The following is a 21,822-nucleotide window of genomic DNA, read 5'->3' on the forward strand; positions in this document are numbered from 1 at the left end:
GCCAATAATTATGAGCGATAGCAATTTTCTATACATACGCCGCCGTCAATTTATCCGAGGTATTTTAGCTACTACGGCTTTTGCAACTACAACAAAATTCGGTACTGGTTGCAGTGCCGGAAAACAAACTCAAGCGACTTCAACAGGCGCAAGTTCGCCCGTTGTTATGGGATTTATCTATGTTGGACCTAAAGATGACTATGGATACAATCAAGCTCACGCCCAAGGAAAAGCCGGAGTTTCCAAACTAGAATGGGTGAAATCTGTAGAAGAAGCGAATGTTACAGAAAATACTTCCGTAGAAGAAACAATGCGGAATATGATCGAGCAAGACGGAGTAACTGTTTTGTTTCCGACATCTTTTGGTTATTTTGACCCCCACATTCTCAAAATTGCCAAAGAGTACCCAGAAGTACAATTTTTACACTGTGGTGGACGTTATGAAGAAGGGAAGCATCCCAACAATGTTGGTAGTTACTTTGGCTATATTGATGATGCTCAATACATAGCAGGTATTGTTGCTGCTCATACATCCAATAGTAGCAAATTGGGATTTATTGCTGCCAAACCCGTCGCCCAAGTTTTGCGTAACATCAATAGTTTTGCTCTAGGTGCGCGCAGTGTCAAACCGAACGTCACAACCCAAGTAATTTTTACCGGAGATTGGTCAATACCTGTTAAAGAAGCAGAAGCAGCTAATAGTATGGCAGATCAGGGCATAGATGTTGTTACCTGTCACGTAGATAGCCCTAAAGTTGTAATGGAAACGGCAGAAAAAAGAGGAATTTTCTCTAGTGGCTATCATGCAAATCAACTTGCCCTAGCACCAAAAGGTTATTTAACAGGGGCGGAATGGGACTGGACAAATATATATTCTAGATACGCTGATATGATTCGCAGTGGTAAAACGCTGATGAATGGAGGGATTCCGCATATAGTACGTGGCGGTTTAAAAGACGGCTTTTTGAAATTATCAGACTATGGTACTGCTGTTAGTGCCGCCGCCAAAAAAGATGCGGATGCGGCTAAAGCAAAGTTTCTTGATGGCAGCATGGTGATTTACAAAGGAGAAGTTAAAGACAATACAGGCAAAGTGGTAATCCCCGCAGGTAAAGAACGCAAACAGCAAGATGCGGAATTAGAAAAAATGAATTGGTTAGCCGCAGGCGTTATTGGCAATGTCCAAGGTTAAACATGATTAATAATTACAACTTGTGGCGTAAAACTCTAGAATCGATTTGCATACCCGTTGCAGCTATTGCTTTTTCATTGGTGCTATTTGGACTTTTCTGTGCTTTTGTAGGTGCAAACCCTTTTGGAGTGTATGCCTCAATTTATAAAGCCGCTTTTGGCAGTTGGTATTCCTTCCAAAATACCTTAATTCGCTCTGCACCGTTAATGTTAAGCTCCCTCTGTACAGCCCTTCCAGCCCAGCTAGGATTAATAATTATAGGCAATGAGGGGGCGCTCGTTGTGGGTGGTTTAGGGGCTATAGTGGTGGGTTTAGGCTTGTCTGGAGCAGCTTCTATAGTAGTGCAGCTATCGATGGCTCTAGCGGGGATTATTTGTGGTGGTTTGTGGATAGCATTGGTAGGGGCTTTGCGTTACTACCGAGGAGTGAACGAGACAATTAGTAGCTTGCTTTTAAATTATATTGCGATCGCATTACTCAATCATCTCGTTGGCGGGCCATTGCGCGATCCTAGTAGTTTAAATAAAGCTGCAAGTTACCCTCTTGCGGCGGCGGATATGCTGGGCAATATTCCCGGTACTCGCGTGCATTATGGGCTAATTTACGGGTTAATTGCTTGCGTAGCAACGTACTTTTTAATTAAGCGTACTACTTTTGGCTTTGCTGCTCGAACTGCGGGGGGAAATATCCGCGCTGCAAAGATTGTAGGCTTACCTGTAGGCAAATTGACGATGGCAATTTGTTTTTTAGCGGGTTCTTGCGCGGGATTAGCGGGAATGGTAGAAGTTGCGGCGGTTCAAGGGAGAGCGAATGAATCTTTAAATTCTAACTATGGCTATGCAGGGATTTTAGTTGCTTTTATTGCTCGTTACAATCCATTGGCGGCTAGTTTGGTAGCAGTTTTACTTGGTGGGATTTTAGCTAGTGGGGGAATTTTACAACGCATTCACAACCTCCCCGATGCAACAGTTTTAGTATTTCAAGGATTAGTTTTTTTAGTGGTGTTGTACAGCGAGTCTCTTTATGGACGCTTGGCAATATTTAAAGAGCGACAAATAGCTAAAAGTCCGCCAGGAGCGCAACCAACCGTTGCTGTTTAATTATCAATTTACCAATTACCAATTATCAAAATGGCTACAGAATCATTGGGCTGGTGGGGTGTACCATTAGCGATCGCAGCAGGTACTTTACGGGGGAGCGCTCCCTTTCTCTTTGTTAGTCTGGGTGAGTGTTTGACAGAAAAAAGCGGCAAGATAAATTTAGGTTTGGAAGGAACGCTATTAACTGGCGCTATGAGTGCTTATGCAATTTCTTATCTTACGGGTTCGCCTTGGCTGGGTGTATTAGTTGCAGGTTTAGCGGGGATGGTTTTGGGATTAATTCATGCTTGGCTATCGCAGCAACCCAAAGTCAATGATATTGCAGTGGGTATTGCAATGATTATTTTTGGTAGTGGGATTGCTTTCTTTTTTGGCAAACCTTTTATCCAACCTGCTGCACCTCAATTGCCAACTCTAGACTTAGGCAGTTGGAGCAATTTACCTCAAGTAGAATCGGCTTTTAAAATTAGCCCGTTATTTTTAATCGGCGTATTAGTAGCTCCTTTAATGCAGTGGTTTTTTAAATCAACTCGTTGGGGTTTATATATCCGGGCGGTGGGCGATAGTCCCGACGCAGCAAAAGCAATGGGAATCTCAATTTCTAAGGTGCGAATGCTTTGTATCGTTGCTGGAAGTTTTTTAGCGGGAATTGGTGGGGCTTATTTATCTCTTTACTATCCTGGGAGTTGGACAGAACGCATTTCTAGCGGACAAGGATTAATGGCGGTTGCTTTAGTAATTTTTGCTCGATGGAATCCAATTCAATGCTTGTATGCTTCGTTGTTATTTGGCGGCGCACAAGCTATTGGCCCGGCTTTGCAATCGGTGGGGGTGAATTCTTATTACTACTTATTTAATGCTTCGCCCTACATCTTGACTTTGCTAATCATGATTTTTACGTGTTCGCCCAAACGAAAGTTGACGGGTGCGCCAGGATCTTTGGGAACGGTTAATTAAAATTAGGGGACAAAAAATGAGTGGACTAGGCGGTTTAAATAAGTCACCAGACGGCGTAGTTATTGGACTTGTACAGTTGCAATTGCCTACGGTAGTTACTCCAGACCATTTAACAGCACAATGCGAGCGCATTTGTAATTTAGTAGGCAAAGCGCGGCGTAATTTACCCTCAATGGATTTAGTCGTATTTCCAGAGTACGCCTTACATGGCTTATCAATGGACACTAATCCAGAAATTATGTGTCGCTTAGATGGTTCAGAAGTAACTGCTTTTCAAATTGCCTGTAGGGACAATAAAATCTGGGGTTGCTTCTCAATTATGGAATTTAACCCCCATGGCAACCCTTACAATAGCGGCATTATTATCGATGACGAGGGAGAAATTAAACTTTATTATCGCAAGTTACATCCTTGGATTCCTGTAGAACCTTGGGAGCCTGGAAACCTTGGTATTCCTGTCTGCGAAGGCCCAAACGGTAGCACGCTTGCTTTAATTATCTGTCACGATGGGATGTTTCCAGAAATGGCGCGCGAATGTGCTTACAAAGGAGCAGATATTATGCTCCGCACCGCAGGCTATACCGCCCCAATTCGTCATTCTTGGCAAATTACCAATCAAACTAATGCTTTTAGCAACTTAATGTACACAGCTTCCGTTTGTATGTGCGGTAGTGATGGTAGTTTTGACTCAATGGGCGAAGGGATGATTGTCAGCTTTGATGGTACACCTATAGTTACAGGTAGCAGCCGTCCTGATGAAATTATTACAGCAGAAGTGCGACCCAAATTAGTCAAGGAAGCGCGGCGACATTGGGGTGTTGAAAACAACATTTATCAATTTGGTCATCGCGGCTACGTGGCGGTAAAAGGCGGCGCACAAGACTGTCCTTACACTTATATGCAGGACTTAGTTAACGGATGCTATCGATTGCCTTGGGAAGACGAGGTAATTCATACCGATGGCACTTCCTGCGGTTTTCCTCCTCCCACGCGAACTTATCAAGAGCCAAACAGTGTATTAACGGAGGCTAAAGATGGGACGTTTTGTTGAGGCTGAACCCTATCTATACCCGTTTAATGGTGACTTGCGAAAAGAAAATACAGCGCTGCTAATCATTGATATGCAGACAGATTTCTGTGGAGTTGGCGGCTATGTGGATAAGATGGGCTACGACTTATCTTTGACCCGCGCACCCATTGAACCGATTAAAAAGGTTTTAGCAGTAGCGCGCAGTCTTGGTTATCACGTCATGCACACCCGCGAGGGACACCGCCCCGACTTAAGCGATTTACCAGAAAACAAACAATGGCGATCGCGTCAAATAGGAGCAGGAATTGGCGATAATGGCCCTTGTGGTCGCATCTTAGTGCGCGGCGAATCGGGATGGGAAATTATTAGCGAACTTGCCCCCGCACCAGGGGAAGTAGTCATAGATAAGCCCGGTAAAGGTTCGTTCTACGCCACCGACTTAGATTTGTTGCTAAAACGTCAAAATATCCAAAACATTGTACTTGCAGGCATTACTACCGATGTCTGCGTACATACAACAATGCGTGATGCCAACGATCGCGGTTATGAATGTTTACTTCTTACTGATTGCACCGCCGCCACCGATTACAGCAACCATTTAGCCGCTCTAAAAATGATTCAAATGCAAGGAGGAGTGTTTGGGGCGATCGCATCTTCCACTGCATTTATTCAAGCTATTAGCCAATAAGGTGTAAATAATGGCAAAAACTATAGACAATTCAACTACAATGCTACGTCTCAACAACCTAAGTCCCCCAGAATTAGCCGTAGTGAATATGACAAAAAAGTTTGGGACAATGACGGCCCTAGATAACGTCTCAATGACGCTCAAACCGGGCAGTTTCCACGCTTTATTGGGTGAAAATGGCGCAGGTAAAAGTACCTTAGTTAAATGCCTAATGGGGTTTTATACTCCCACCTCTGGCGAAGTATTGATTGATAATCAAGTACGTCAAATCGATAGTCCCCGCGATGCTCACAAGTACAGTGTAGGAATGGTTTATCAGCATTTTACCTCTGTACCAGCGATGACTGTTGCCGAGAATTTAGTTTTATCCAAGTTTGATAGCCCTAATTTGATTAACTGGAAAACCGAAAAGCGAGAATTAAATGCTTTTATGCAAACCGCTCCGTTTCAGATTCCTTTAAATATCCCCATTACTCAATTAGCGGCGGGACAAAAGCAAAAACTCGAAATTCTCAAGCAACTGTACTTAAAAAATCGGATTTTGATTTTAGATGAACCAACTTCAGTTTTAACGCCCGTTGAAGCCGATGAAGTTTTGGGATTATTGCGCCAACAAGTCAATTTAGGACAATTGAGCGTATTAATGATTAGTCATAAGTTCCGGGAAGTGACGGCTTTTGTAGATGAAATTACTGTTTTGCGTAAAGGCAAATTTGCCGGAAGTGGATTAGTAAAAGAGTTAACCGTTGCAGATATGGCGCAAATGATGATGGGGGAAAGGCGATCGCCCACACAAGTAGCCAAGGTAGAAACTACCGAAGTTAACCCTGTATTAGATATAAAAAATCTTCATGCCAACAAAGATAATGGTACAGAAGCCGTTGCTGGAGTTAATCTTCGCGTCCACAGTGGGGAAATTGTCGGTATTGCGGGAATTTCAGGCAATGGTCAAAGGGAATTAGTAGAAGTCTTGGCAGGTCAACGTTTGGCTACTTCTGGAGAAGTTTTAGTAAATAAAGAAGCTTATAAAGCTAACCGCGAACAGATATCTAGACACAAAGTATTTGTACTACCAGAAGAACCTTTACGCAATGCTTGCGTAGCTTCTATGAGTGTGGCAGAAAACCTCGCTTTTAGAACCTTTGACAAGTCGCCTCAATCTCTTGGCGGAGTGTTACTTGTGATGTCAGCAATCCGAAGTGCGGCTAAAAGTTTAATCCAAACTTTTTCGATTAAAACTCCTTCAGCAGATACACCTGTCGGAAATTTGTCCGGGGGAAACGTGCAAAGGACGGTACTTGCAAGGGAACTCGCGGCGGAACAGATTAATTTACTCATTGCGGCTAATCCTTGCTTTGGCTTAGATTTTGCGGCAGTAGATTATATTCACTCCCAAATTGTCGAAGCGCGAAATCGAGGTGTAGCGGTGATGCTAGTAAGCGAAGACTTGGACGAACTATTAAAACTAAGCGATCGCATTGTCGTAATTAGCGAAGGCAAATTTGTCTATGAAAGTGCGACTTCCCAAGCAGATTTTGCAACTATTGGTAAAAGCATGGCGGGACACTAATGGAATCAACTTTAATTCTCAAAGACTTACTCAATATTACCTCGCACCAAGAGGAATTACCCTGGCAACCTTTCCGCGATGGCGTTGAAATTTACCGACTTTATGGGGACGGTACAAGTGCGGCGGCGGCGCTATTGCGATATCAACCCCTAGCCAAAGTTCCCAGACACGATCATCAAGGTTTTGAATACATTTTCGTGCTTTCCGGTTCGCAAACCGATGAAAATGGCGAACATTTAGCGGGGACTCTCGGGAGCATCTCACTTTTGCAAATAGTTAGTTGTAGATAGCATTCCATTAAGATAAGCAGTGCGATGAAAGAGAACTTGCGACACATTCTGTCTATTCCACTGTGCGCCGGAGATTTTCACACGCCTACCAATCTGTTTCACGGTGGACTCAATTGCCCCAGAGCCAATCGAACTAATCTGTTCAGTCTGAAAATACCAGTAATCGGGGATACGAGACTGATGCTTATAAAGATAGGCAATAAAATTTTCTACTTGAGGATGTGACCAATAGTCAAATTCGGCAATAGCTGCGGCAACATTTCCCCGCCACAAGAAGGCTTCTACCCTTGCTAAAAGGTTCTTGTCGCCACCGATTTTATAGAGATTTTCTACTAGATGATACCAGTCTAAGATTTCGAGACGGCTGTCGCTGGTGGCAATCCCAGCGACCAAATTCCAGATGCCATCATGTCCATCTCCAATACAGGTGAGAATTTCTGACAGTTGTTGCTGATTCACCCAATGGAGCAGAGCTTTGTTATCTTGGAAATAGGCGGCAACTGCTTGTCCGTCAAGATTTACAGCTTTATAATCTCTCCACTCACACCCTTGACCTTTGGGGGTGCGGAGCCTAACTTTTCCTCCATCAACGGTCAACTCTTCTACTTCTTGATTGACCCAGACTTCTGGAAACTTATGTCGTTGGACAAGTCTTTGCTGCGTACTGTGGGATATTCTCAGACCTGTAAGGCTTTCCAAATCTCTAGCAGTATTGGCATAGGATACATTTGCACTCAGTAGCAAACAGCATTTTTCTAAATGTGGACTTAGTTGCGTGTTTGATTTCACTTCTAGCTTTTTCGCCTGGTTTTTCGTAAGCTTCAAAACCCCAATGCTGCTTTTTAATTGTCTTGTTCTACCGACGGTTGTCCCTGTAACCGCTCGGATAAAAAAACACCAATTTCTGGACTAACGTGCTTGAGTACCTTTTGGCGCACTGTCTGCTCAATTTCTTCTAAGGTATTCAATTTCTCTGGTAGGGTTTCCTCATAGAGAATGGCAGCAATAGCTTGTAAATAGGCTTTTAGTTCTTTAGCTTTCTCTGGGGTCATATCCTGCACGTCATGTCTATTTTTACTCATCCTACATTTTTGCTGCGATTCTAGTTCCCTATTCCCTTGAATATCTTAAGTATTAATACTTATTGCAAAAGTGAGATGCTCCCGGACTCTCGTTATCAATCCACCTCAAAGCAACCACAGTGTTACCAGCGATTCCGGTTGTATTGTTCTAGTTATTTGGGAAAAACCCATATCTATATGGTCTTAATATCTGCTCAACCTTACGATTACCAGTTACCTGTCAAAGGTCTAGGACTACTGATTATTGATATGCAGCGAGATTTTTTAGAACCGGGGGGTTTTGGCGAAGCTTTAGGCAACGATATCAGTTACTTACGTCAAATTGTACCAACAGTAAAGCAACTATTACAGACATTTCGCAGCTTGCAGTTGCCAATCTTTCATATTATTGAAGGTCATGCACCAGATTTATCCGATTGTCCTAATTCTAAGCGGCAACGAGGTAGAGGAAATCTCAAAATTGGCGATGTGGGAGCAATGGGACGGATTTTAGTTTTGGGCGAACCAGGTAACGCTATTATTCCCGAACTTAGTCCTGCCAGTGGAGAGTTTGTAATTTCTAAGCCTGGTAAAGGAGCTTTTTGTCGAACTAATTTAGAAAAATTGTTGAACGAACAAGGAATTACCCATTTAATTATTACGGGAGTAACAACCGAAGTCTGCGTTCAAACAACTATGCGAGAAGCAAACGATCGCGGTATTGAGTGTTTATTAGTAGAAGATGCTACAGCTAGTTACTTTCCCGATTTTAAACAAGCTACTTTGGAGATGATTTGCGCTCAAGGCGCTATTATCGGCTGGACAGCAACAGCAGCAGAGGTTTTACAAGGTTTAAGAACTTGGCAAGCTAAATTGACTTTTGCTTAATCCCTGAATTATTAATATACTCTCGCCAACCGCCCCAAGAAGTTATTTCTCGCTTACCGTCACACAAACTCGGTTCGCCCAGAACTCCCAACACTATTTCACCATCTGCTAAACATATTTTACCAATACACAATCCTGGTGGTTCTTTCCAGAGAATTTGCGCTAATCCAGCGCTAGGAACATTCCAAATTTCTAGAGCGATCGCATTTCCTCCGGTTTTAACTTTAATCATGGCAGGATGACGATCGTCAATTGACCACAAACAGTAACTTGCTTCTGTAAATGCCTCTCGGACAAATACCGCCCCAACAGCTAATAAGTTACCGTTCAATTCTAACCCAAACATCAAAGTTCCATTTACCGCAAGTTGCACATTTTCCATAGTTAATTTTACCGAAAAAATATGTACCGATTTTACTGGCATTTCTTTAATCAATTGCGCCCCTACGGTTAATGATTACGAATCATGCGCGATCGCTATATTCCCAATTATCAATGTGAGGAGAAATGACAAAATTTTGTTTGAGTGTATTACTACAATTTTCCGCAGTGTTAGCAACGCAATGGCTAATTTTATCAAGCGTTAAAGCAGAACTCGCACCAGTTGAACAAGATAACGCAATGGCGCAAGTTACCTCGGTTTCGCAGTTATCCGACGTTCAACCGACCGATTGGGCATTTCAGGCTTTGCAATCGCTAGTAGAGCGCTACGGCTGCATTGCAGGTTATCCTGATGGTACTTATCGAGGAAACCGCACTTTAACCAGGTATGAATTCGCGGCGGGTTTAAATGCTTGCTTAGACAGGATTAATGAATTAATTGCTACGGCAACGACAGATTTAGTTACTAAAGAAGATTTAATTGTGATCGCCCAATTAAGAGAACAATTTGCCGCAGAACTTGCAAGTCTTAGAGGACGTATAGATGTATTAGAAGTTCAAACCGCAGAACTAGAAGCAAATCAGTTTTCCACAACTACCAAGTTAACTGGGCTAGTTTGGGCTAACATAACCGGAGCATTTGCCGGAGATGATGTTTTATTAGAATCCACAGAATTAGCTCCTCCAGCAAGCTTTGGCGGGGTTGTAGCCAGACGCGCGGCGCGAGATGCCGTGACGCTTAGACCCGTTGTTGCCACTAGAACCGACGATCCCGAAGTTACTTTAAGTAACTTAGTGTGGCTAAGTTTTAATACTTCTTTTACAGGTAAAGATAGTTTAGTCGTGCAACTAGCCGCCGGAAATGGCGACTCCCCAGCGAATCAATTTACCTCGGCGGGACTTTACAATACTTTTGGCGTTCCCTTTTTCGCTCAAACTGCTGGTATCCAAGGACAAGGCAATACTGTTGTCATTCGAGAATTGTTTTATCAATTTCCTATCGCTGACACGCTTCAGGTGGTACTCGGAACTCGAATTAACTGGTATCGCTACTTTGATAACAATGCTTTTACCTTCATTTTGAACGGTGCAAACAGTTTTGACTCCAATAGCAGTACCTTGTTAAACTCTATTGATCGCGGTTCGGGAGGTGTAGCAATTTGGCAACCAAGCAAACAGTTTCGATTAGCTGTAGGTTATTTAGGCGAAAATGACGAATTTCTGTCCAATTCCATAGCACCAGGATTTAATACTTCTAGCGATCCCAACTTTGGTTTATTTGGGGGCAATTATACCGCCACCGCCGAAGTAACATTTTCACCAAGCGATCGCCTAAACCTTAGATTTTTGTACAATCGCGCTCGTACCCAACAAATAAATGGAGTAGTTGGCGGTGCTATTTCCGATTCAACTTATCAAGGGGTAGCCGATGATGGTGTTTCCGCCGTTTTCAACCCCATCACTGGAGAAGTCGCTAATGGTGGGCTTGATAGTTCTATGGCGGATGTCTTTGAGTTCAACTTTGATTGGTTAATCGCCAGAAGCTTCGGCATCTTCGGACGCTACACCTATGCCAGTACCAACTTAAACCCCATTGACCAAGACATCAACGCCCAAGCAATTCAAGCCGGGATTGCTTTGCCTAACTTAGGCAAGGAGGGAACATTATTCACGCTTTCCTACATTATCCCATTTTCGATTTTAGATGGTCGTCAATACCTAATTTCTGGTGGTGGTGATGGTGGTATTCAGTATGAGTTTGAAGCAAATTACTTTTATCCATTGACGGAGAATATCGCCCTTGTCCCCGCATTTTACCTCATTGCCAATCCCAACAATTTTAGTGGCAACCCCAATATCTATGTAGCCAATTTACGCGCTCAGTTTAGTTTCTAGAAAGAGAATAGTAAATGAACGATCGCACTGAAACTCTCAACATCTCCGACGATTTGGAATAGCATAGCGTCTTGCGATGGTTCCTGAGCTTTGATCAAGGACAGAGGCATGCGAGGTATAATCCTGCCATTGGTAGTTTTCTCTTTATTCTCTGTTACACAACGTCAAGCTGGTTAACGATTCAATGCCGTAGTTTTTAGAACTATTGAATTTATGTACCTAACGCCCCACGAATTAGACCGACTAACTATTTTTACCGCCGCCGAAATAGCCAGACGGCGCAAGGACAAAGGACTAAAACTCAATGTCCCCGAAGCGATCGCCTACATCACCGATTTTATTATTGAAGGCGCTCGTGAAGACCGCTCAGTAGCAGAATTAATGTCTATAGGTGCAACTATTCTGACGAATGACGATGTTTTGCCGGGAGTTGCTACATTGATCCCTTTGATTCAAGTAGAAGCACATTTCCTCGATGGCACTAAGCTAGTGAGTATTCATAACCCTATCGGCACAGCAAATAAGTAGGCAATGTTTATTTATGACAGTTCCCGGTCAAATTCTCTGCGCTTCCGGCTCAATTAAGCTTAATTGCGATCGCGAGTTGAAACAGATTACCGTTGCCAATACTGGCGACCGCCCGATTCAAGTTGGCTCCCACTACCATTTTTTTGAAGTTAATAAAGCCCTCAAATTTGACCGAGTTGCAGCTTTGGGTTTCCGCTTAGATATCCCCGCTGGGACAGCAGTACGATTTGAACCTGGAGATACCAAACAAGTGCAAATAGTAGCTATGGCTGGCAATCGTCAAGTGTACGGACTCAATAATTTAGTAGACGGCGACCTAGACAACGAAGATACGCGCAGACGGGCGATAGAAAAAATGCTTGCAAATGGTTTTAGCAATCAAGAGGAGCAATAAATATGGAAATGAGCCGCGAACGCTACGCAGAAATGTTTGGGCCAACTACAGGCGATCGCATAAGTCTAGCCGATACTTCTTTAATTATCGAAGTCGAACGCGATACCACAGTATATGGGGATGAATGCGTTTTTGGCGGCGGCAAAACCCTCCGCGATGGACTAGGGATGGCTCCGGGAGTTCCTGGGGCGGAGGGAGCGCTAGACTTGGTAATTACTAATGTTGTTTTAATGTACCCGATTTTAGGAATTGTTAAAACTGATATTGGGATTAAGGATGGTCTAATCGTCGGTATCGGTAAAGCTGGCAATCCTGGCATCATGGACGGAGTTACGCCAAATTTAATTATTAGTGCCAATACAGATGTGCGGGCTGGGGAAGGTTTGATTGCCACTCCTGGCGGCATTGATTGTCACGTCCACTTTGATAGTGCGGGACTTTGCGCCGAAGCCCTTTCTAGCGGGTTAACTACCATGCTAGGCGGGGGTTTAGGACCTGTTACAGTGGGTATTTGCTCTAGTGGTGCTTACAATTTAGGGCTGATGCACCAAGCAGCAGAGGCGTTTCCGATTAACTTTGGGTTTTTAGGCAAGGGTAGCTCTAGTAAACCTAGTAGCTTGATAGAACAGATTGAAAACGGGGCATTTGGGCTAAAAATTCATGAAGATTGGGGTGCAATGCCTGCACTGATTGACACTTGCTTATCTGTCGCCGACCAATATGACTTTCAAGTACAAATTCACACCGATACATTAAACGAGTCCGGCTACGTTGAAGATACCTTAGCTGCGATTGCTGGGCGAACGATTCATATGTATCATACCGAAGGTGCAGGTGGTGGTCATGCTCCAGATATTATCAAAGTTGCAAGTTATTCTCATTGCTTGCCTTCGTCAACCAATCCCACTAATCCCTATACTGTTAATACCTTTGACGAACATCTAGATATGGTGATGGTATGCCATCATCTCAATCCCAAAGTACCGGAAGATGTAGCCTTTGCTGAATCGAGAATTCGCGCCGAAACTATCGCCGCCGAAGATATTTTGCACGATATGGGTGCAATTAGTATGCTGGGTTCTGATAGTCAAGGTATGGGACGAATTGGGGAAGTGATTCGCCGCACTTGGCAGTTAGCCTCAAAAATGAAAGACCAACGCGGGACATTACCCGAAGACAGTCAGCAAAACGACAATCGCCGCGCTCTGCGTTACCTAGCAAAATATACAATTAACGTGGCTAAAACCTGCGGTATTGATAGCTATGTAGGTTCCATTGAGCCAGGAAAACTTGCGGACATTGTGCTGTGGAAACCTGGATTTTTTGGTGTTAGACCAGAAGTAGTAATTAAAGGCGGGTTTATCGCTTGGTCGCCAATGGGTGAATCTAATGCTTCCTTGATGACTTGCGAACCAATTTTGTATCGTCCGCAGTGGGGTAGTTTTGGTAAAGCTTGCCAGTCTACTGCGGTGGGTTTTGTAACGCAGGCGGCTTTAGATAAAGGGCTGCCAGAAAAACTAGGTTTAAACAAAAAACTGTTACCAGTAAAAGGGACGAGAGGACTTTCTAAAGCAGACATGTTACACAATAGTGCTTGCCCTGAAATAGAAGTCGATCCCGATACTTTTCAAGTTCGAGTTAATGGCGAAATAGCGACTTGCGAACCTGTAAGCGTTGTCTCCCTCGGTCGGCTGTATATGTTTAGGTGAGGATCTATGAAAAAATCCGTAGCGCGGTTAGGTGTGGGCGGCCCGGTCGGTAGTGGTAAAACTGCCCTTTTGGAGTGCCTAATACCCTTATTAATGAAGCAGGGAATAGAGCTTGCCGTTGTCACTAATGACTTGCTTACCACTGAAGATGCGATGCGTCTCAAGCGTAAAGGCTTTTTGCCCACCGAGCGAATTGTCGGCGTAGAAACAGGTAGCTGTCCGCACACAGCAATCCGCGAAGATCCCACCATGAATTTGCTGGCGATTAAAGACTTAGAAATAGCCTACCCCCAACTCGATCTAATTTTTGTGGAAAGTGGCGGCGATAATTTGGCTTCTACTTTTAGTTATGACTTAGTAGATGCTTACATTTTTGTGATTGATGTAGGTGCAGGGGATGATATTCCCCGTAAAAATGGGGCGGGATTTTTGCAAGCAGACTTAGTAGTAATTAATAAAATTGATATTGCTCCCTATGTCGGAGCAGACTTAGACTTGATTCGTAAAGAAACAAGTGATCGCCGAATTGATAAAGCCGTCGCCTATACTAACTGTAAAACGGGTGAAGGGTTAGATCGGGTAGTAGATTATATTTGCGAAACCTTGCTATTTCGTAGCAGTAATTTATGAATGCTGCCATAGAAATTTTAGACAAGCATCTGTTTTTGTGGATGGGGTACGACTGCCAAAACGGGTTTCCCTACGTGCGCCGTCAGTACGTTACCTATCCCTATCGTCTATCGCGTCCTCTGGCTCTCGCGCCTGCGGATTTAAACCAAATCTACCTTTACATCATGAATTCCTCACCGGGGTTGTTAGCAAAAGACAATCTACGCATTGCGCTCAAACTGGATGCAGGTACTAATTTGTACTTAACCGACCAAGCTGCAACCAAAGTACACAGTATGCCTGTAGGCGAATTGGCTAAAACTTGCTATGAAATTGAAGTAGGAGACAAAGCTAGTTTAGAATTTGAGTGCGAACCTTTAATTTTCTATCCCGACTCAGCATTAGAGCAAAGTATTAACGTCAAACTCCATCCGACGGGACAACTATTTATTAGCGAGATTATTGTACCTGGAAGGTTGGCAAGAGGAGAGTTTTATAATTTTCAATATTACTTTAGCCGCATGGAAGTAAATACGCCATCCGACGACCTAATTTTTGCTGATACTATGCGACTAGAGGGCAAACTTAACCCGTTTTGTCATAGTAAAATTTTTTCTGTCCTACCAATAATTGCTAACTTAATTCTTGTACTGCCAGAAGTTGAACTAAAAAAGTTGAGTACAGAGCTTGAAAGTTTTATCGTACATGGAAAGAGTGCGATCGCCTTAGCTAGTTCTCCTTTACCAAACTGCAACGGGTTAATAATTAGAGTAATGGCAGAAAGTACCGGAATAATTAAAATCTATATTCAGCACGTTCTCAACTGCGTACGGAAATTAAGAAACCGCCCAGCTTTACCAGAGATTCCCAAATGACTCAAATAGCAAGCACTTGGTTGGGTAACTATAACGTTGATGCAACTTTAGCACGGCAAATCGAGCAGGAGCGCGTTGCAGGTTCTTGTTTGGAGGTGTATTTGCATCCAGATAATAATTCTAAAGGGCGCATCTATACTCATTCAACTTCTGGTGTTGCGGTAGGTATTATCAAAGAACGCGAAGTCTCTTTAAACGCAGGTGATATATTTCGAACTGAACAGGGGCAGTTGTTGGTCGTACATATAGAAGCGCAAAAAGTAATTGTTATTAGTTTTACTGGCGTTGTAGGAGATCGCGCACGTGAGCTTATTCATTTAGGTCACGTACTGGGCAACCATCACTACCCCATTTTGCTAGATGCGGGTAAGATTTATGTCGAACTTGTAGCACCACAAGAAGTAATAGTGGCGACGATTGAACAATTTAATATTCCTGGCTTATGCGTCAGCTACGAATCGCGCTCGCCCGATCAAAAGCTTGTTTTTTCATCTCACTCTCACTAACGCTAATACCGAGTTGTATTCAAACAACTAACAATCATTACCTCTGCAAAAACTACCTCATCCTCACTAAAATGCCCTTAATTGCTCGTCAACTGGCGCTGATGCAGCTATCTGACTCAGCTTTCCCGTCAGGCTCTTTTACACTTTCTCACGGCTTAGAATCGCTAGTTTACTCTGGCCAAATTAAAACGGCTGACGACTTCCAAGAATTTCTCCGACTGCTGCTGTACAACAAGATAGGTACATCTGACTTAGTGGCTTTACTCCATGCCCATCGCGCTAGTGTAAACAATAACTTGGTAGAGATTCGTCGCGCTGACTTGCGTTTATTTGCTTCAACGACCATTGCCCAAACCCGCGAAGCACAGCGCAAAAGTGGTAGAGCTTTATTAATGGTAGCTCAGTCAATTTGGCAGGACACTCAACTAGAAACTTTAGCAACCGATACAGCCGCAGGCACAATTCAATGCTTGCATCCAGTAATATTTGCTGTACTTGGGCGCACTGTACTGTTAAGTGAAAGCGATACTGTGCTGGCTTTTGTGCATAGCTTTATTACCAGTTTGGCACTTGCTGCAATTCGTTTAGGGGTAATCGGACATATTCAAGCACAGGTGGTAATAAATGCGATCACCCTAGATATCGAACCGATTATTAATAATGCTTCAAATATGACTTTAGAGGATATGCGCTCTTGTACTCCAGTTATAGATATTGCTCAGATGCGCCACAAACACCTTAACCAAAGGCAATTTGCTAATTAATCATTCTCAAATTTTTGGACTGTAAACTTCAGTTTTAATAAAGCACTCACTATCAACAAAACCCCAGCAATAGCAGAGCTTGTATGGATTATGTTGCATAAAGCTCCTTTTCTGCTGATAATTCCTGCTCTGCTATCAAGACTAATTGTAGCGATCTAAAATCATAATCTCTCCGACCCGAAATCATCGCAGTTTTGAAACCACATTAAGGGTCTTGGGGTAGGGACTCGGTGAAGATGGGTGTCGGTAGACGCGCTGACTTTGCTTGTTAGATTGATGAGGGAATTAGGACGACGGGGAAGTGGCTCATAAGGTGCGAAGTCAGAAGTGGCTCCGGGCATGATTTTCCCTACAGTTCTAGTCTTTCCAAAAACTGAAGAGTAATCATACAAAACTATAATATTGAAACTTATTCACTTTTTTAATTAATTTTGTGTGCTTTTTTATGTTTGCTTTGCCAATTTCATAGCTGAAATAGCTGAAGTGGCTACATAACTAACTTCCTTTTGCTAAGATTATTTGTTCTCAAAAAATTTTGTCGCCTAACTGTATTGATTAATACAAACTTGGAAACAGTTTGTAAGTAGGTGGGCCGAATCAAATATAAGATAGCTTTGCCTGAAACTTTTGCAATGATTGAAAACCATTGTAAGTTTAATTGCGCCAACCTACTTGTTATAAATAGAACCAATAGAGATTAGGAAATTAAATTTGATGCTTTCATTTTAGAAAAATTACAAGTATTTCCTAAGAAGTATTTGATGACTTGAAAAATTACTTGGACATTTTCTGTTGTAAAAAAGTAGTAGTTTTATCAAATTTATAATTTTTAACAAGTAATAATAATCATTAATGTGAGGAAGAAAAAAGTGAAAAGAAGTAAAGAATTATTAGTACAGTGGCAATACAATATTCTCTTACAAATAAAAGCTAGAGGAGAACGCCATTGGCAACTTATAGCGGGAGTAATAGGAATAATGCTATTATGCCTAACTGCGGTTTTGTCGTCACCCGTAAGTGCAGCAAGTAAAACTTACAAGGTATTGTCTACTTCTGAAAACGTAATTTGGGGAGAATTATTCAAGCCAGATAGCCGTCCGATTTTACGAGTTAAGTCAGGGGATCGCATCATCATGCAGACAGTTTCTCATGAAGGCATATTGCCAGATCAGGGAGACACAGTTGCATTCTTCGCCCAAGGTGGAATTCCGCAAAACACAAAAAGCGCAATTTCTAAAAGTCAAATTTTACCAGATCAGACGCGGGTAAAAGCAGCGGTGAAAAAGACTGGTCCAGGTCCTCACGTAATTACGGGGCCAGTTTATGTAGAAGGCGCACAACCAGGAGACGTACTAGAAATTAAAACGATTGGAATTGATTATAGATCTCCTTACGGCGTGATTTCTAATCGTCATAGCAAAGGTGCGCTTCCTAACGAATACCCGATAAACAATGCTCCTGTCTATTCCAAAGTTATCGCCATTGATGCTAGACGCGAAGTAGGTATCTTTCAGCTTGAAAATAATTTACCTCCTTTAGAAATCCCACTCAGACCGTTTATAGGTCTTATGGGAGTAGTTCCTGCTAATCGGGAAGAAGCAGCGAATTCAATTCCGCCAGGAAACTATGGTGGTAACGTTGATATTCAACTGTTAGGGCGTGGTTCCAGCTTGTATTTACCTGTACAAGTTCCAGGGGCGCTTTTTTATTCAGGAGATCCGCACTGCGCTCAAGGAAATGGTGAAGTTGCTTTAACTGCGATTGAGTGTTCTTTGACTCCTACCTTTGAGCTAATTGTCCACAAAAATATGAAACGAAATACACCAATGGGTGAAACCAAAGATGCTTGGATTGCAATTGGTTTGGATAAGGATTTAGATGAAGCTATGAAGAAATCTGTACGGGAATACCTAGATATTGCTAGTGAAAAGTATGGTATGACCAAACAAGATGCACTGTTATTTGGTAGTGCGGCAATTGATTTTGACGTATCCCAAGTTGTAGATATCGTCAAAGGAATTCATGGCACAATCCCCAAGCAATTGTTCCGAGAATTAAAACAAGGAAAACGCTTGCAGCAATAGAAAACATGACTTTTTGAGAGTTTTCATTCATTAGGCGCGTGCATTTTCTTAACAAGGGGTTTGATTAAATACAGCAAATTTACTGAATTATTTGCTGCATCAGCTAGAGGAATTAAGTATTTTCACTATTGACATTCCCCGACTTACTACTTAAACCAAGTTTCCTAAAGGGAGGCAATAGGTGCGACCTAATGAGACGTAATGCTAAAAAGGTTGTCATGAAATGGCAATTAGACTTTTAAGTTTCTATTAACCCTTTGGAGCAAGGAGAAACCAGCAGGATGCTTTGATTGCAGTGATATCCGAGGAATTACAAGAAAAACAGAATTCACCACAATTTCAATCGCCTTAAAAAGCGCTCACCTCTTGTATTACGATTTTCCCAAAAACTAGAGGGTGATCGCATTAGTTCTAGGGGATTTATAATGACTTAGTTGGAACTAAAGTTAATCTTTTGGAAACCAATCAACTTAAGCTGTTTGCAGGCATTGCGATTCCTACGAGTGCTAGCAAACCAGAAAGCCTAAGCATGGATGCGGACGCATTAGCAGAGTGGAAGATAAAAATTTCTGCTCACCAGCAACGAGCCAAAGAAAATCAGCCTGTGAAAGGGACTTTGTTTAATGTGACTAAGGCGCACTTTGACCTGGACAAAATAGACCCTTTTAAGCTCCGCCCATGTCCAATGTTTTTTTATCGCTTACCAGCGGATAGCCCAGGTGAGGCGTGTATATATTTTGTGGTAGATAGTGCGGCTGGGTTAGTTTTATACATCGGTGAGACGTGCGGGAGTAACAAACGCTGGTAAGGAACTCACGACTGTAAAAGGTATTTAGATAATTACAAAAGCCTGCATTACCAGCACGGACTCTCATGTGTAGTCAATATAGCGTTCTGGTGGGATGCGCCTGTGCAAACAAGGGTCAGGCAGCAGATGGAGCGAGGACTGATTGAAAAGTGGAGATCGCCGTTCAATAAAGAAAATTGGCAGAGGTGGAGTCAACCTTTTAAAGCATAAGAGGTTTTTATAAATAACTGTGTTAATTTCTACAATTTTAGCGGCTCAATTTTCTCTATTTCTGCTGCTTCCTTCTTTTGTGCATGGTACAAATCCCATCGAAGCTGAAGGTTTAGCCAGAAGTCGGGTGACATTCCAAAGAATTTAGCCAAGCGCAACGCAGTTGCAGCAGTAATTCCCCTTTTACCATTAATAATCTCATTAATCCGTTGGTAGGAAACTCCAATCTCTTGAGCAAGAGTAACCTGCGTAATGTTTAGAGGCTCAAGAAACTCCTGTTTCAACATTTCTCCAGGATGCGTTGGAACTCTGTGGGTAGGAATGCGAACCATCTTAGTTGCCTGTAAATAAGTGTTTTTAGTGGTAGTCAAGAATTTCAACCTCAGTAGCACCATTGTTTGTCAAAATAAAGCAGATACGGTACTGGTCATTAATCCGAATGCTGTGCTGACCAGTGCGATCGCCTTTCAAGGCTTCCAATCTATTGCCTAGTGGAACGCGAAGGTCATTCAGTTCAACGGCAGAATCGATTTGGTCTAACTTTCTAAATGCCACATCAAATAAAGTTTGAGGGCAGGTTTTACGTGCGGACTTTGTATTTTCACCATTAAAAATATCTTGAGTGCCTACGTCCTTAAAAGACAATATCATACTAACACCTTATCACGGTCATCATGCTATCGTGCTACAGCATAGCAAACTATAGTTTATAGTATGTTTGTACTAAAAGTGAGCAATTGTCAAAGACCAGGTACAAGGCGCAATATATTTTGAGTCAACAACGAATTGAATTGCATTAGTAAAGATTGAGCGATTACTGGATCGGTTAGTAACACCCCTACTTCAATATTGCGCTCGTGAGCAGCTTCAGTAAAATTTGCTGAGGTTATAAATGAATGCTGGTTATCTACAACAATACATTTAGCGTGTAAGCAAGCTTTTTGTTGAGTATTTATAGAGAGCGATCGCGGGTCGTAAAAAACTTGTGGCAATCGCTTCCCCAACCAAATTTCCTGACGAAAGGTGTTCGCAAACTCTCGCAGTAAGATTAAATCTACTACTTGGCTGCCATGAGGACGATGAATGTTGAGAAACATCTGGACTTCAAGTTGCGGATTAGCATCCATTCGTTCGGCAAGAACTTGGAACAATTTTTGAGCTTTTTCGCCCCGATCAACTGCAAAGCTAGAAACAAGCACGCTTTTTTTAGCCGCACTAAACAGTTCGCACACGACAATGCTAGTATCTCGACTTTGGGAACCGATTGTTTCTGGACCGCTCCATACTAAGTTGATGCGATCGCTCATTTCTTGAGATACCGTGGGTTCGGCAGCTAACAGCCGCAGAATGTAAGCAATATGCTTGCACGACAAGCCCTCAGCACTTAAACAATTGAGTTTTTCAAGCATTTCTTGGCTCAGTGCTGCTGGAATATAACTAGCAATAGCTGATACCAATTTAAATTGATAAAGTGACAAATGACGTAAACTCAGAAGTGTAGTTTAGGGTTGTCCCAATGGCTGGCATTACCTCCATTAAAGTGAAAGAAAGTCTAGGGCGTATCTGCAAAGTCTGGATGTAGCGTAATGAGCTATTTCAACCAAATAAGAATTGCTGCAATCGTCAGCATTGCTAGATAATTCTCGGCTCGTTTTTCATAACGAGTAGCGACCCGACGAAACTGCTTGAGTCGATTGATTAGCCGTTCAATGCGGTTGCGCTCTCGGTACAGTCCACGATTGAAGCGAGGTTTGTGTTTAGCGTTTTTACGCTTGGGGATGATGGGCGTGGTGTGCTGACAACGTAAAGTACGACGAATCCTCTGCGCGACAAGCGCCCTTATCGCCTAATAAATAACGAGGGCGTTGCTTGGGTTTTCCTCGCCTAATGCGCTTAACCTTTAGTGCAGTATTAAGGCAGGGAGAATCCTTTGACATCACTGCATTGTCCTGGCGTTAAGACAAACTGCATTGGTTTGCCCATGCCTTCGGCTTGGATATGGATTTTGGTGCTGAAGCCGCCCTTTGAGCGTCCGAGTGCCTCTTGGGCTTGAAAATCCTGGACACTGAGCGATTGTTGTCCTGCAAGTTGTTCCCCCTTTTTGCTCCGGTGGCGTGTTGGTGAGCGCGGACAATGGTGCTATCGATAAAATGTACTTCCCAATCGATTTGATTGGGAAGTCGGCGCTTTGTTGCAAGCGATTTAACAGCAATTTGCGATCAAACCAGCCACAAAAAGAGCTATTTAATAGGGCTGAAAAACAGACCACAATGATGAAACCA

Annotated in this window: 27 protein-coding genes; 18 read left to right on the forward strand and 9 right to left on the reverse strand. The window is 42.8% G+C overall.

Annotated features, from left to right (window positions below; translation table 11 throughout):
• Nucleotides 1–10: 10 nt before the first annotated feature.
• From C7B70_RS16810 to C7B70_RS16840, 7 genes are read left to right on the forward strand one after another with little or no spacing between them, the layout of a single operon-like run.
• The gene (locus C7B70_RS16810) at nucleotides 11–1,192 is read left to right on the forward strand and encodes a BMP family ABC transporter substrate-binding protein (protein ID WP_106370164.1); all 1,182 of its coding nucleotides are present in this window, start codon (nucleotides 11–13) and stop codon (nucleotides 1,190–1,192) included.
• A 2-nt stretch (nucleotides 1,193–1,194) separates the two neighbouring features.
• Nucleotides 1,195–2,292 (forward strand): ABC transporter permease, encoded by a 1,098-nt coding sequence (locus C7B70_RS16815; RefSeq protein ID WP_106370165.1) that lies wholly within the window; start codon nucleotides 1,195–1,197, stop codon nucleotides 2,290–2,292.
• A 30-nt stretch (nucleotides 2,293–2,322) separates the two neighbouring features.
• Nucleotides 2,323–3,249, forward strand: a complete 927-nt coding sequence (locus C7B70_RS16820; protein WP_106370166.1) for an ABC transporter permease — start codon at nucleotides 2,323–2,325, stop codon at nucleotides 3,247–3,249.
• Nucleotides 3,250–3,265: 16 nt separating this feature from the next.
• Nucleotides 3,266–4,300, forward strand: coding sequence for a formamidase (locus C7B70_RS16825; RefSeq protein WP_106370167.1), 1,035 nt, complete (start codon nucleotides 3,266–3,268; stop codon nucleotides 4,298–4,300).
• Nucleotides 4,284–4,967: a cysteine hydrolase family protein gene (locus C7B70_RS16830; protein ID WP_106370168.1), complete on the forward strand. Its 684-nt coding sequence runs from the start codon at nucleotides 4,284–4,286 to the stop codon at nucleotides 4,965–4,967. The genes C7B70_RS16825 and C7B70_RS16830 overlap by 17 nt, the downstream gene beginning before the upstream one ends.
• A 10-nt stretch (nucleotides 4,968–4,977) precedes the next feature.
• Nucleotides 4,978–6,537, forward strand: coding sequence for an ABC transporter ATP-binding protein (locus tag C7B70_RS16835; RefSeq protein WP_106370169.1), 1,560 nt, complete (start codon nucleotides 4,978–4,980; stop codon nucleotides 6,535–6,537).
• On the forward strand, nucleotides 6,537–6,827 hold the full coding sequence (locus C7B70_RS16840; protein ID WP_106370170.1) for a cupin domain-containing protein: 291 nt from the start codon (nucleotides 6,537–6,539) through the stop codon (nucleotides 6,825–6,827). The genes C7B70_RS16835 and C7B70_RS16840 overlap by 1 nt, the downstream gene beginning before the upstream one ends.
• On the opposite strand, the gene C7B70_RS16845 is transcribed toward C7B70_RS16840, so the two are convergent.
• Nucleotides 6,798–7,879, reverse strand: a protein-coding gene (locus C7B70_RS16845) for an ISKra4 family transposase (RefSeq protein WP_106370185.1) whose coding sequence is annotated in 2 segments (ribosomal slippage) — nucleotides 6,798–7,723 and nucleotides 7,723–7,879 — 1,083 coding nt in all. Because the reading frame shifts where the segments join, the coding sequence is not laid out codon by codon here. The two genes, C7B70_RS16840 and C7B70_RS16845, sit on opposite strands and share 30 nt — an antisense overlap.
• A 207-nt stretch (nucleotides 7,880–8,086) precedes the next feature.
• Between C7B70_RS16845 and C7B70_RS16855 the strand changes: the two genes are divergently transcribed.
• Nucleotides 8,087–8,776, forward strand: coding sequence for a cysteine hydrolase family protein (locus tag C7B70_RS16855; protein ID WP_106370171.1), 690 nt, complete (start codon nucleotides 8,087–8,089; stop codon nucleotides 8,774–8,776).
• Here C7B70_RS16855 and C7B70_RS16860 read toward each other — a convergent pair.
• Nucleotides 8,757–9,158, reverse strand: coding sequence for a glutamyl-tRNA amidotransferase (locus tag C7B70_RS16860; RefSeq protein WP_106370172.1), 402 nt, complete (start codon nucleotides 9,156–9,158; stop codon nucleotides 8,757–8,759). The two genes, C7B70_RS16855 and C7B70_RS16860, sit on opposite strands and share 20 nt — an antisense overlap.
• A gap of 125 nt (nucleotides 9,159–9,283) precedes the next feature.
• Between C7B70_RS16860 and C7B70_RS16865 the strand changes: the two genes are divergently transcribed.
• From C7B70_RS16865 to C7B70_RS16900, 8 genes are all read left to right on the forward strand, one after another.
• Complete coding sequence (locus C7B70_RS16865; RefSeq protein WP_106370173.1) at nucleotides 9,284–11,053, forward strand: iron uptake porin; 1,770 nt, start codon at nucleotides 9,284–9,286, stop codon at nucleotides 11,051–11,053.
• A gap of 213 nt (nucleotides 11,054–11,266) precedes the next feature.
• Entirely contained in the window at nucleotides 11,267–11,581 is a 315-nt protein-coding gene (locus C7B70_RS16870) for an urease subunit gamma (RefSeq protein ID WP_106370174.1), read from the forward strand.
• Between the two features lie 13 nt (nucleotides 11,582–11,594).
• Nucleotides 11,595–11,975 (forward strand): urease subunit beta, encoded by a 381-nt coding sequence (locus tag C7B70_RS16875; protein WP_106370175.1) that lies wholly within the window; start codon nucleotides 11,595–11,597, stop codon nucleotides 11,973–11,975.
• Entirely contained in the window at nucleotides 11,972–13,684 is a 1,713-nt protein-coding gene (ureC, locus tag C7B70_RS16880) for an urease subunit alpha (protein ID WP_369831895.1), read from the forward strand. The genes C7B70_RS16875 and ureC overlap by 4 nt, the downstream gene beginning before the upstream one ends.
• Nucleotides 13,685–13,690: 6 nt before the next feature.
• Nucleotides 13,691–14,314 (forward strand): urease accessory protein UreG, encoded by a 624-nt coding sequence (ureG, locus tag C7B70_RS16885; RefSeq protein WP_106370177.1) that lies wholly within the window; start codon nucleotides 13,691–13,693, stop codon nucleotides 14,312–14,314.
• Nucleotides 14,311–15,168: an urease accessory protein UreD gene (locus C7B70_RS16890; RefSeq protein ID WP_106370178.1), complete on the forward strand. Its 858-nt coding sequence runs from the start codon at nucleotides 14,311–14,313 to the stop codon at nucleotides 15,166–15,168. Before ureG ends, C7B70_RS16890 begins: the two co-directional genes overlap by 4 nt.
• The gene (locus tag C7B70_RS16895) at nucleotides 15,165–15,674 is read left to right on the forward strand and encodes an urease accessory protein UreE (RefSeq protein WP_106370179.1); all 510 of its coding nucleotides are present in this window, start codon (nucleotides 15,165–15,167) and stop codon (nucleotides 15,672–15,674) included. Before C7B70_RS16890 ends, C7B70_RS16895 begins: the two co-directional genes overlap by 4 nt.
• Before the next feature lie 71 nt (nucleotides 15,675–15,745).
• Nucleotides 15,746–16,438 carry an urease accessory protein UreF gene (locus C7B70_RS16900; RefSeq protein ID WP_106370180.1) on the forward strand — a complete coding sequence of 231 codons (693 nt, stop codon included), beginning with the start codon at nucleotides 15,746–15,748 and terminating at the stop codon, nucleotides 16,436–16,438.
• A gap of 161 nt (nucleotides 16,439–16,599) precedes the next feature.
• Here C7B70_RS16900 and C7B70_RS26015 read toward each other — a convergent pair whose 3' ends face one another.
• Complete coding sequence (locus C7B70_RS26015; RefSeq protein WP_146134081.1) at nucleotides 16,600–16,779, reverse strand: hypothetical protein; 180 nt, start codon at nucleotides 16,777–16,779, stop codon at nucleotides 16,600–16,602.
• A 528-nt stretch (nucleotides 16,780–17,307) separates the two neighbouring features.
• Between C7B70_RS26015 and C7B70_RS16905 the strand changes: the two genes are divergently transcribed.
• Together C7B70_RS16905 and C7B70_RS27085 are read left to right on the forward strand one after the other, a co-directional pair.
• Nucleotides 17,308–18,522 carry an acetamidase/formamidase family protein gene (locus tag C7B70_RS16905; protein WP_233220968.1) on the forward strand — a complete coding sequence of 405 codons (1,215 nt, stop codon included), beginning with the start codon at nucleotides 17,308–17,310 and terminating at the stop codon, nucleotides 18,520–18,522.
• Nucleotides 18,523–18,976: 454 nt separating this feature from the next.
• Nucleotides 18,977–19,330, forward strand: coding sequence for a hypothetical protein (locus C7B70_RS27085; RefSeq protein ID WP_199192320.1), 354 nt, complete (start codon nucleotides 18,977–18,979; stop codon nucleotides 19,328–19,330).
• A 239-nt stretch (nucleotides 19,331–19,569) separates the two neighbouring features.
• Here C7B70_RS27085 and C7B70_RS16915 read toward each other — a convergent pair whose 3' ends face one another.
• The 6 genes from C7B70_RS16915 to C7B70_RS28830 form a co-directional block, all read right to left on the reverse strand.
• Entirely contained in the window at nucleotides 19,570–19,872 is a 303-nt protein-coding gene (locus C7B70_RS16915; protein ID WP_106370181.1) for a HigA family addiction module antitoxin, read from the reverse strand.
• Between the two features lie 25 nt (nucleotides 19,873–19,897).
• Nucleotides 19,898–20,191, reverse strand: a complete 294-nt coding sequence (locus C7B70_RS16920) for a type II toxin-antitoxin system RelE/ParE family toxin (RefSeq protein WP_106370182.1) — start codon at nucleotides 20,189–20,191, stop codon at nucleotides 19,898–19,900.
• An 89-nt stretch (nucleotides 20,192–20,280) separates the two neighbouring features.
• Nucleotides 20,281–20,997, reverse strand: coding sequence for a DISARM system phospholipase D-like protein DrmC (drmC, locus tag C7B70_RS16925; RefSeq protein WP_199192321.1), 717 nt, complete (start codon nucleotides 20,995–20,997; stop codon nucleotides 20,281–20,283).
• Between the two features lie 134 nt (nucleotides 20,998–21,131).
• Nucleotides 21,132–21,383: a transposase gene (locus C7B70_RS28825; RefSeq protein ID WP_106370188.1), complete on the reverse strand. Its 252-nt coding sequence runs from the start codon at nucleotides 21,381–21,383 to the stop codon at nucleotides 21,132–21,134.
• The gene (locus C7B70_RS26420; protein ID WP_158260512.1) at nucleotides 21,307–21,477 is read right to left on the reverse strand and encodes a hypothetical protein; all 171 of its coding nucleotides are present in this window, start codon (nucleotides 21,475–21,477) and stop codon (nucleotides 21,307–21,309) included. Before C7B70_RS26420 ends, C7B70_RS28825 begins: the two co-directional genes overlap by 77 nt.
• On the reverse strand, nucleotides 21,477–21,822 hold a 346-nt coding region (locus C7B70_RS28830; RefSeq protein ID WP_369831894.1), incomplete at its 5' end, for a hypothetical protein. The genes C7B70_RS26420 and C7B70_RS28830, both read right to left, overlap by 1 nt.

The organism is Chlorogloea sp. CCALA 695, assembly GCF_003003885.1.
In the GTDB taxonomy this organism is placed as follows: domain Bacteria; phylum Cyanobacteriota; class Cyanobacteriia; order Cyanobacteriales; family Chroococcidiopsidaceae; genus Aliterella.

Coding starts and splice junctions, on each gene's coding strand:
- C7B70_RS16810 (WP_106370164.1), top strand. CDS start 11: ATGAGCGATAGCAATTTTCTATACATACGCCGCCGTCAATTTATCCGA.
- C7B70_RS16815 (WP_106370165.1), top strand. CDS start 1,195: ATGATTAATAATTACAACTTGTGGCGTAAAACTCTAGAATCGATTTGC.
- C7B70_RS16820 (WP_106370166.1), top strand. CDS start 2,323: ATGGCTACAGAATCATTGGGCTGGTGGGGTGTACCATTAGCGATCGCA.
- C7B70_RS16825 (WP_106370167.1), top strand. CDS start 3,266: ATGAGTGGACTAGGCGGTTTAAATAAGTCACCAGACGGCGTAGTTATT.
- C7B70_RS16830 (WP_106370168.1), top strand. CDS start 4,284: ATGGGACGTTTTGTTGAGGCTGAACCCTATCTATACCCGTTTAATGGT.
- C7B70_RS16835 (WP_106370169.1), top strand. CDS start 4,978: ATGGCAAAAACTATAGACAATTCAACTACAATGCTACGTCTCAACAAC.
- C7B70_RS16840 (WP_106370170.1), top strand. CDS start 6,537: ATGGAATCAACTTTAATTCTCAAAGACTTACTCAATATTACCTCGCAC.
- C7B70_RS16855 (WP_106370171.1), top strand. CDS start 8,087: ATGGTCTTAATATCTGCTCAACCTTACGATTACCAGTTACCTGTCAAA.
- C7B70_RS16860 (WP_106370172.1), bottom strand. CDS start 9,158: ATGGAAAATGTGCAACTTGCGGTAAATGGAACTTTGATGTTTGGGTTA.
- C7B70_RS16865 (WP_106370173.1), top strand. CDS start 9,284: ATGACAAAATTTTGTTTGAGTGTATTACTACAATTTTCCGCAGTGTTA.
- C7B70_RS16870 (WP_106370174.1), top strand. CDS start 11,267: ATGTACCTAACGCCCCACGAATTAGACCGACTAACTATTTTTACCGCC.
- C7B70_RS16875 (WP_106370175.1), top strand. CDS start 11,595: ATGACAGTTCCCGGTCAAATTCTCTGCGCTTCCGGCTCAATTAAGCTT.
- ureG (WP_106370177.1), top strand. CDS start 13,691: ATGAAAAAATCCGTAGCGCGGTTAGGTGTGGGCGGCCCGGTCGGTAGT.
- C7B70_RS16890 (WP_106370178.1), top strand. CDS start 14,311: ATGAATGCTGCCATAGAAATTTTAGACAAGCATCTGTTTTTGTGGATG.
- C7B70_RS16895 (WP_106370179.1), top strand. CDS start 15,165: ATGACTCAAATAGCAAGCACTTGGTTGGGTAACTATAACGTTGATGCA.
- C7B70_RS16900 (WP_106370180.1), top strand. CDS start 15,746: ATGCCCTTAATTGCTCGTCAACTGGCGCTGATGCAGCTATCTGACTCA.
- C7B70_RS26015 (WP_146134081.1), bottom strand. CDS start 16,779: ATGCCCGGAGCCACTTCTGACTTCGCACCTTATGAGCCACTTCCCCGT.
- C7B70_RS16915 (WP_106370181.1), bottom strand. CDS start 19,872: ATGGTTCGCATTCCTACCCACAGAGTTCCAACGCATCCTGGAGAAATG.
- C7B70_RS16920 (WP_106370182.1), bottom strand. CDS start 20,191: ATGATATTGTCTTTTAAGGACGTAGGCACTCAAGATATTTTTAATGGT.
- C7B70_RS26420 (WP_158260512.1), bottom strand. CDS start 21,477: ATGTCAAAGGATTCTCCCTGCCTTAATACTGCACTAAAGGTTAAGCGC.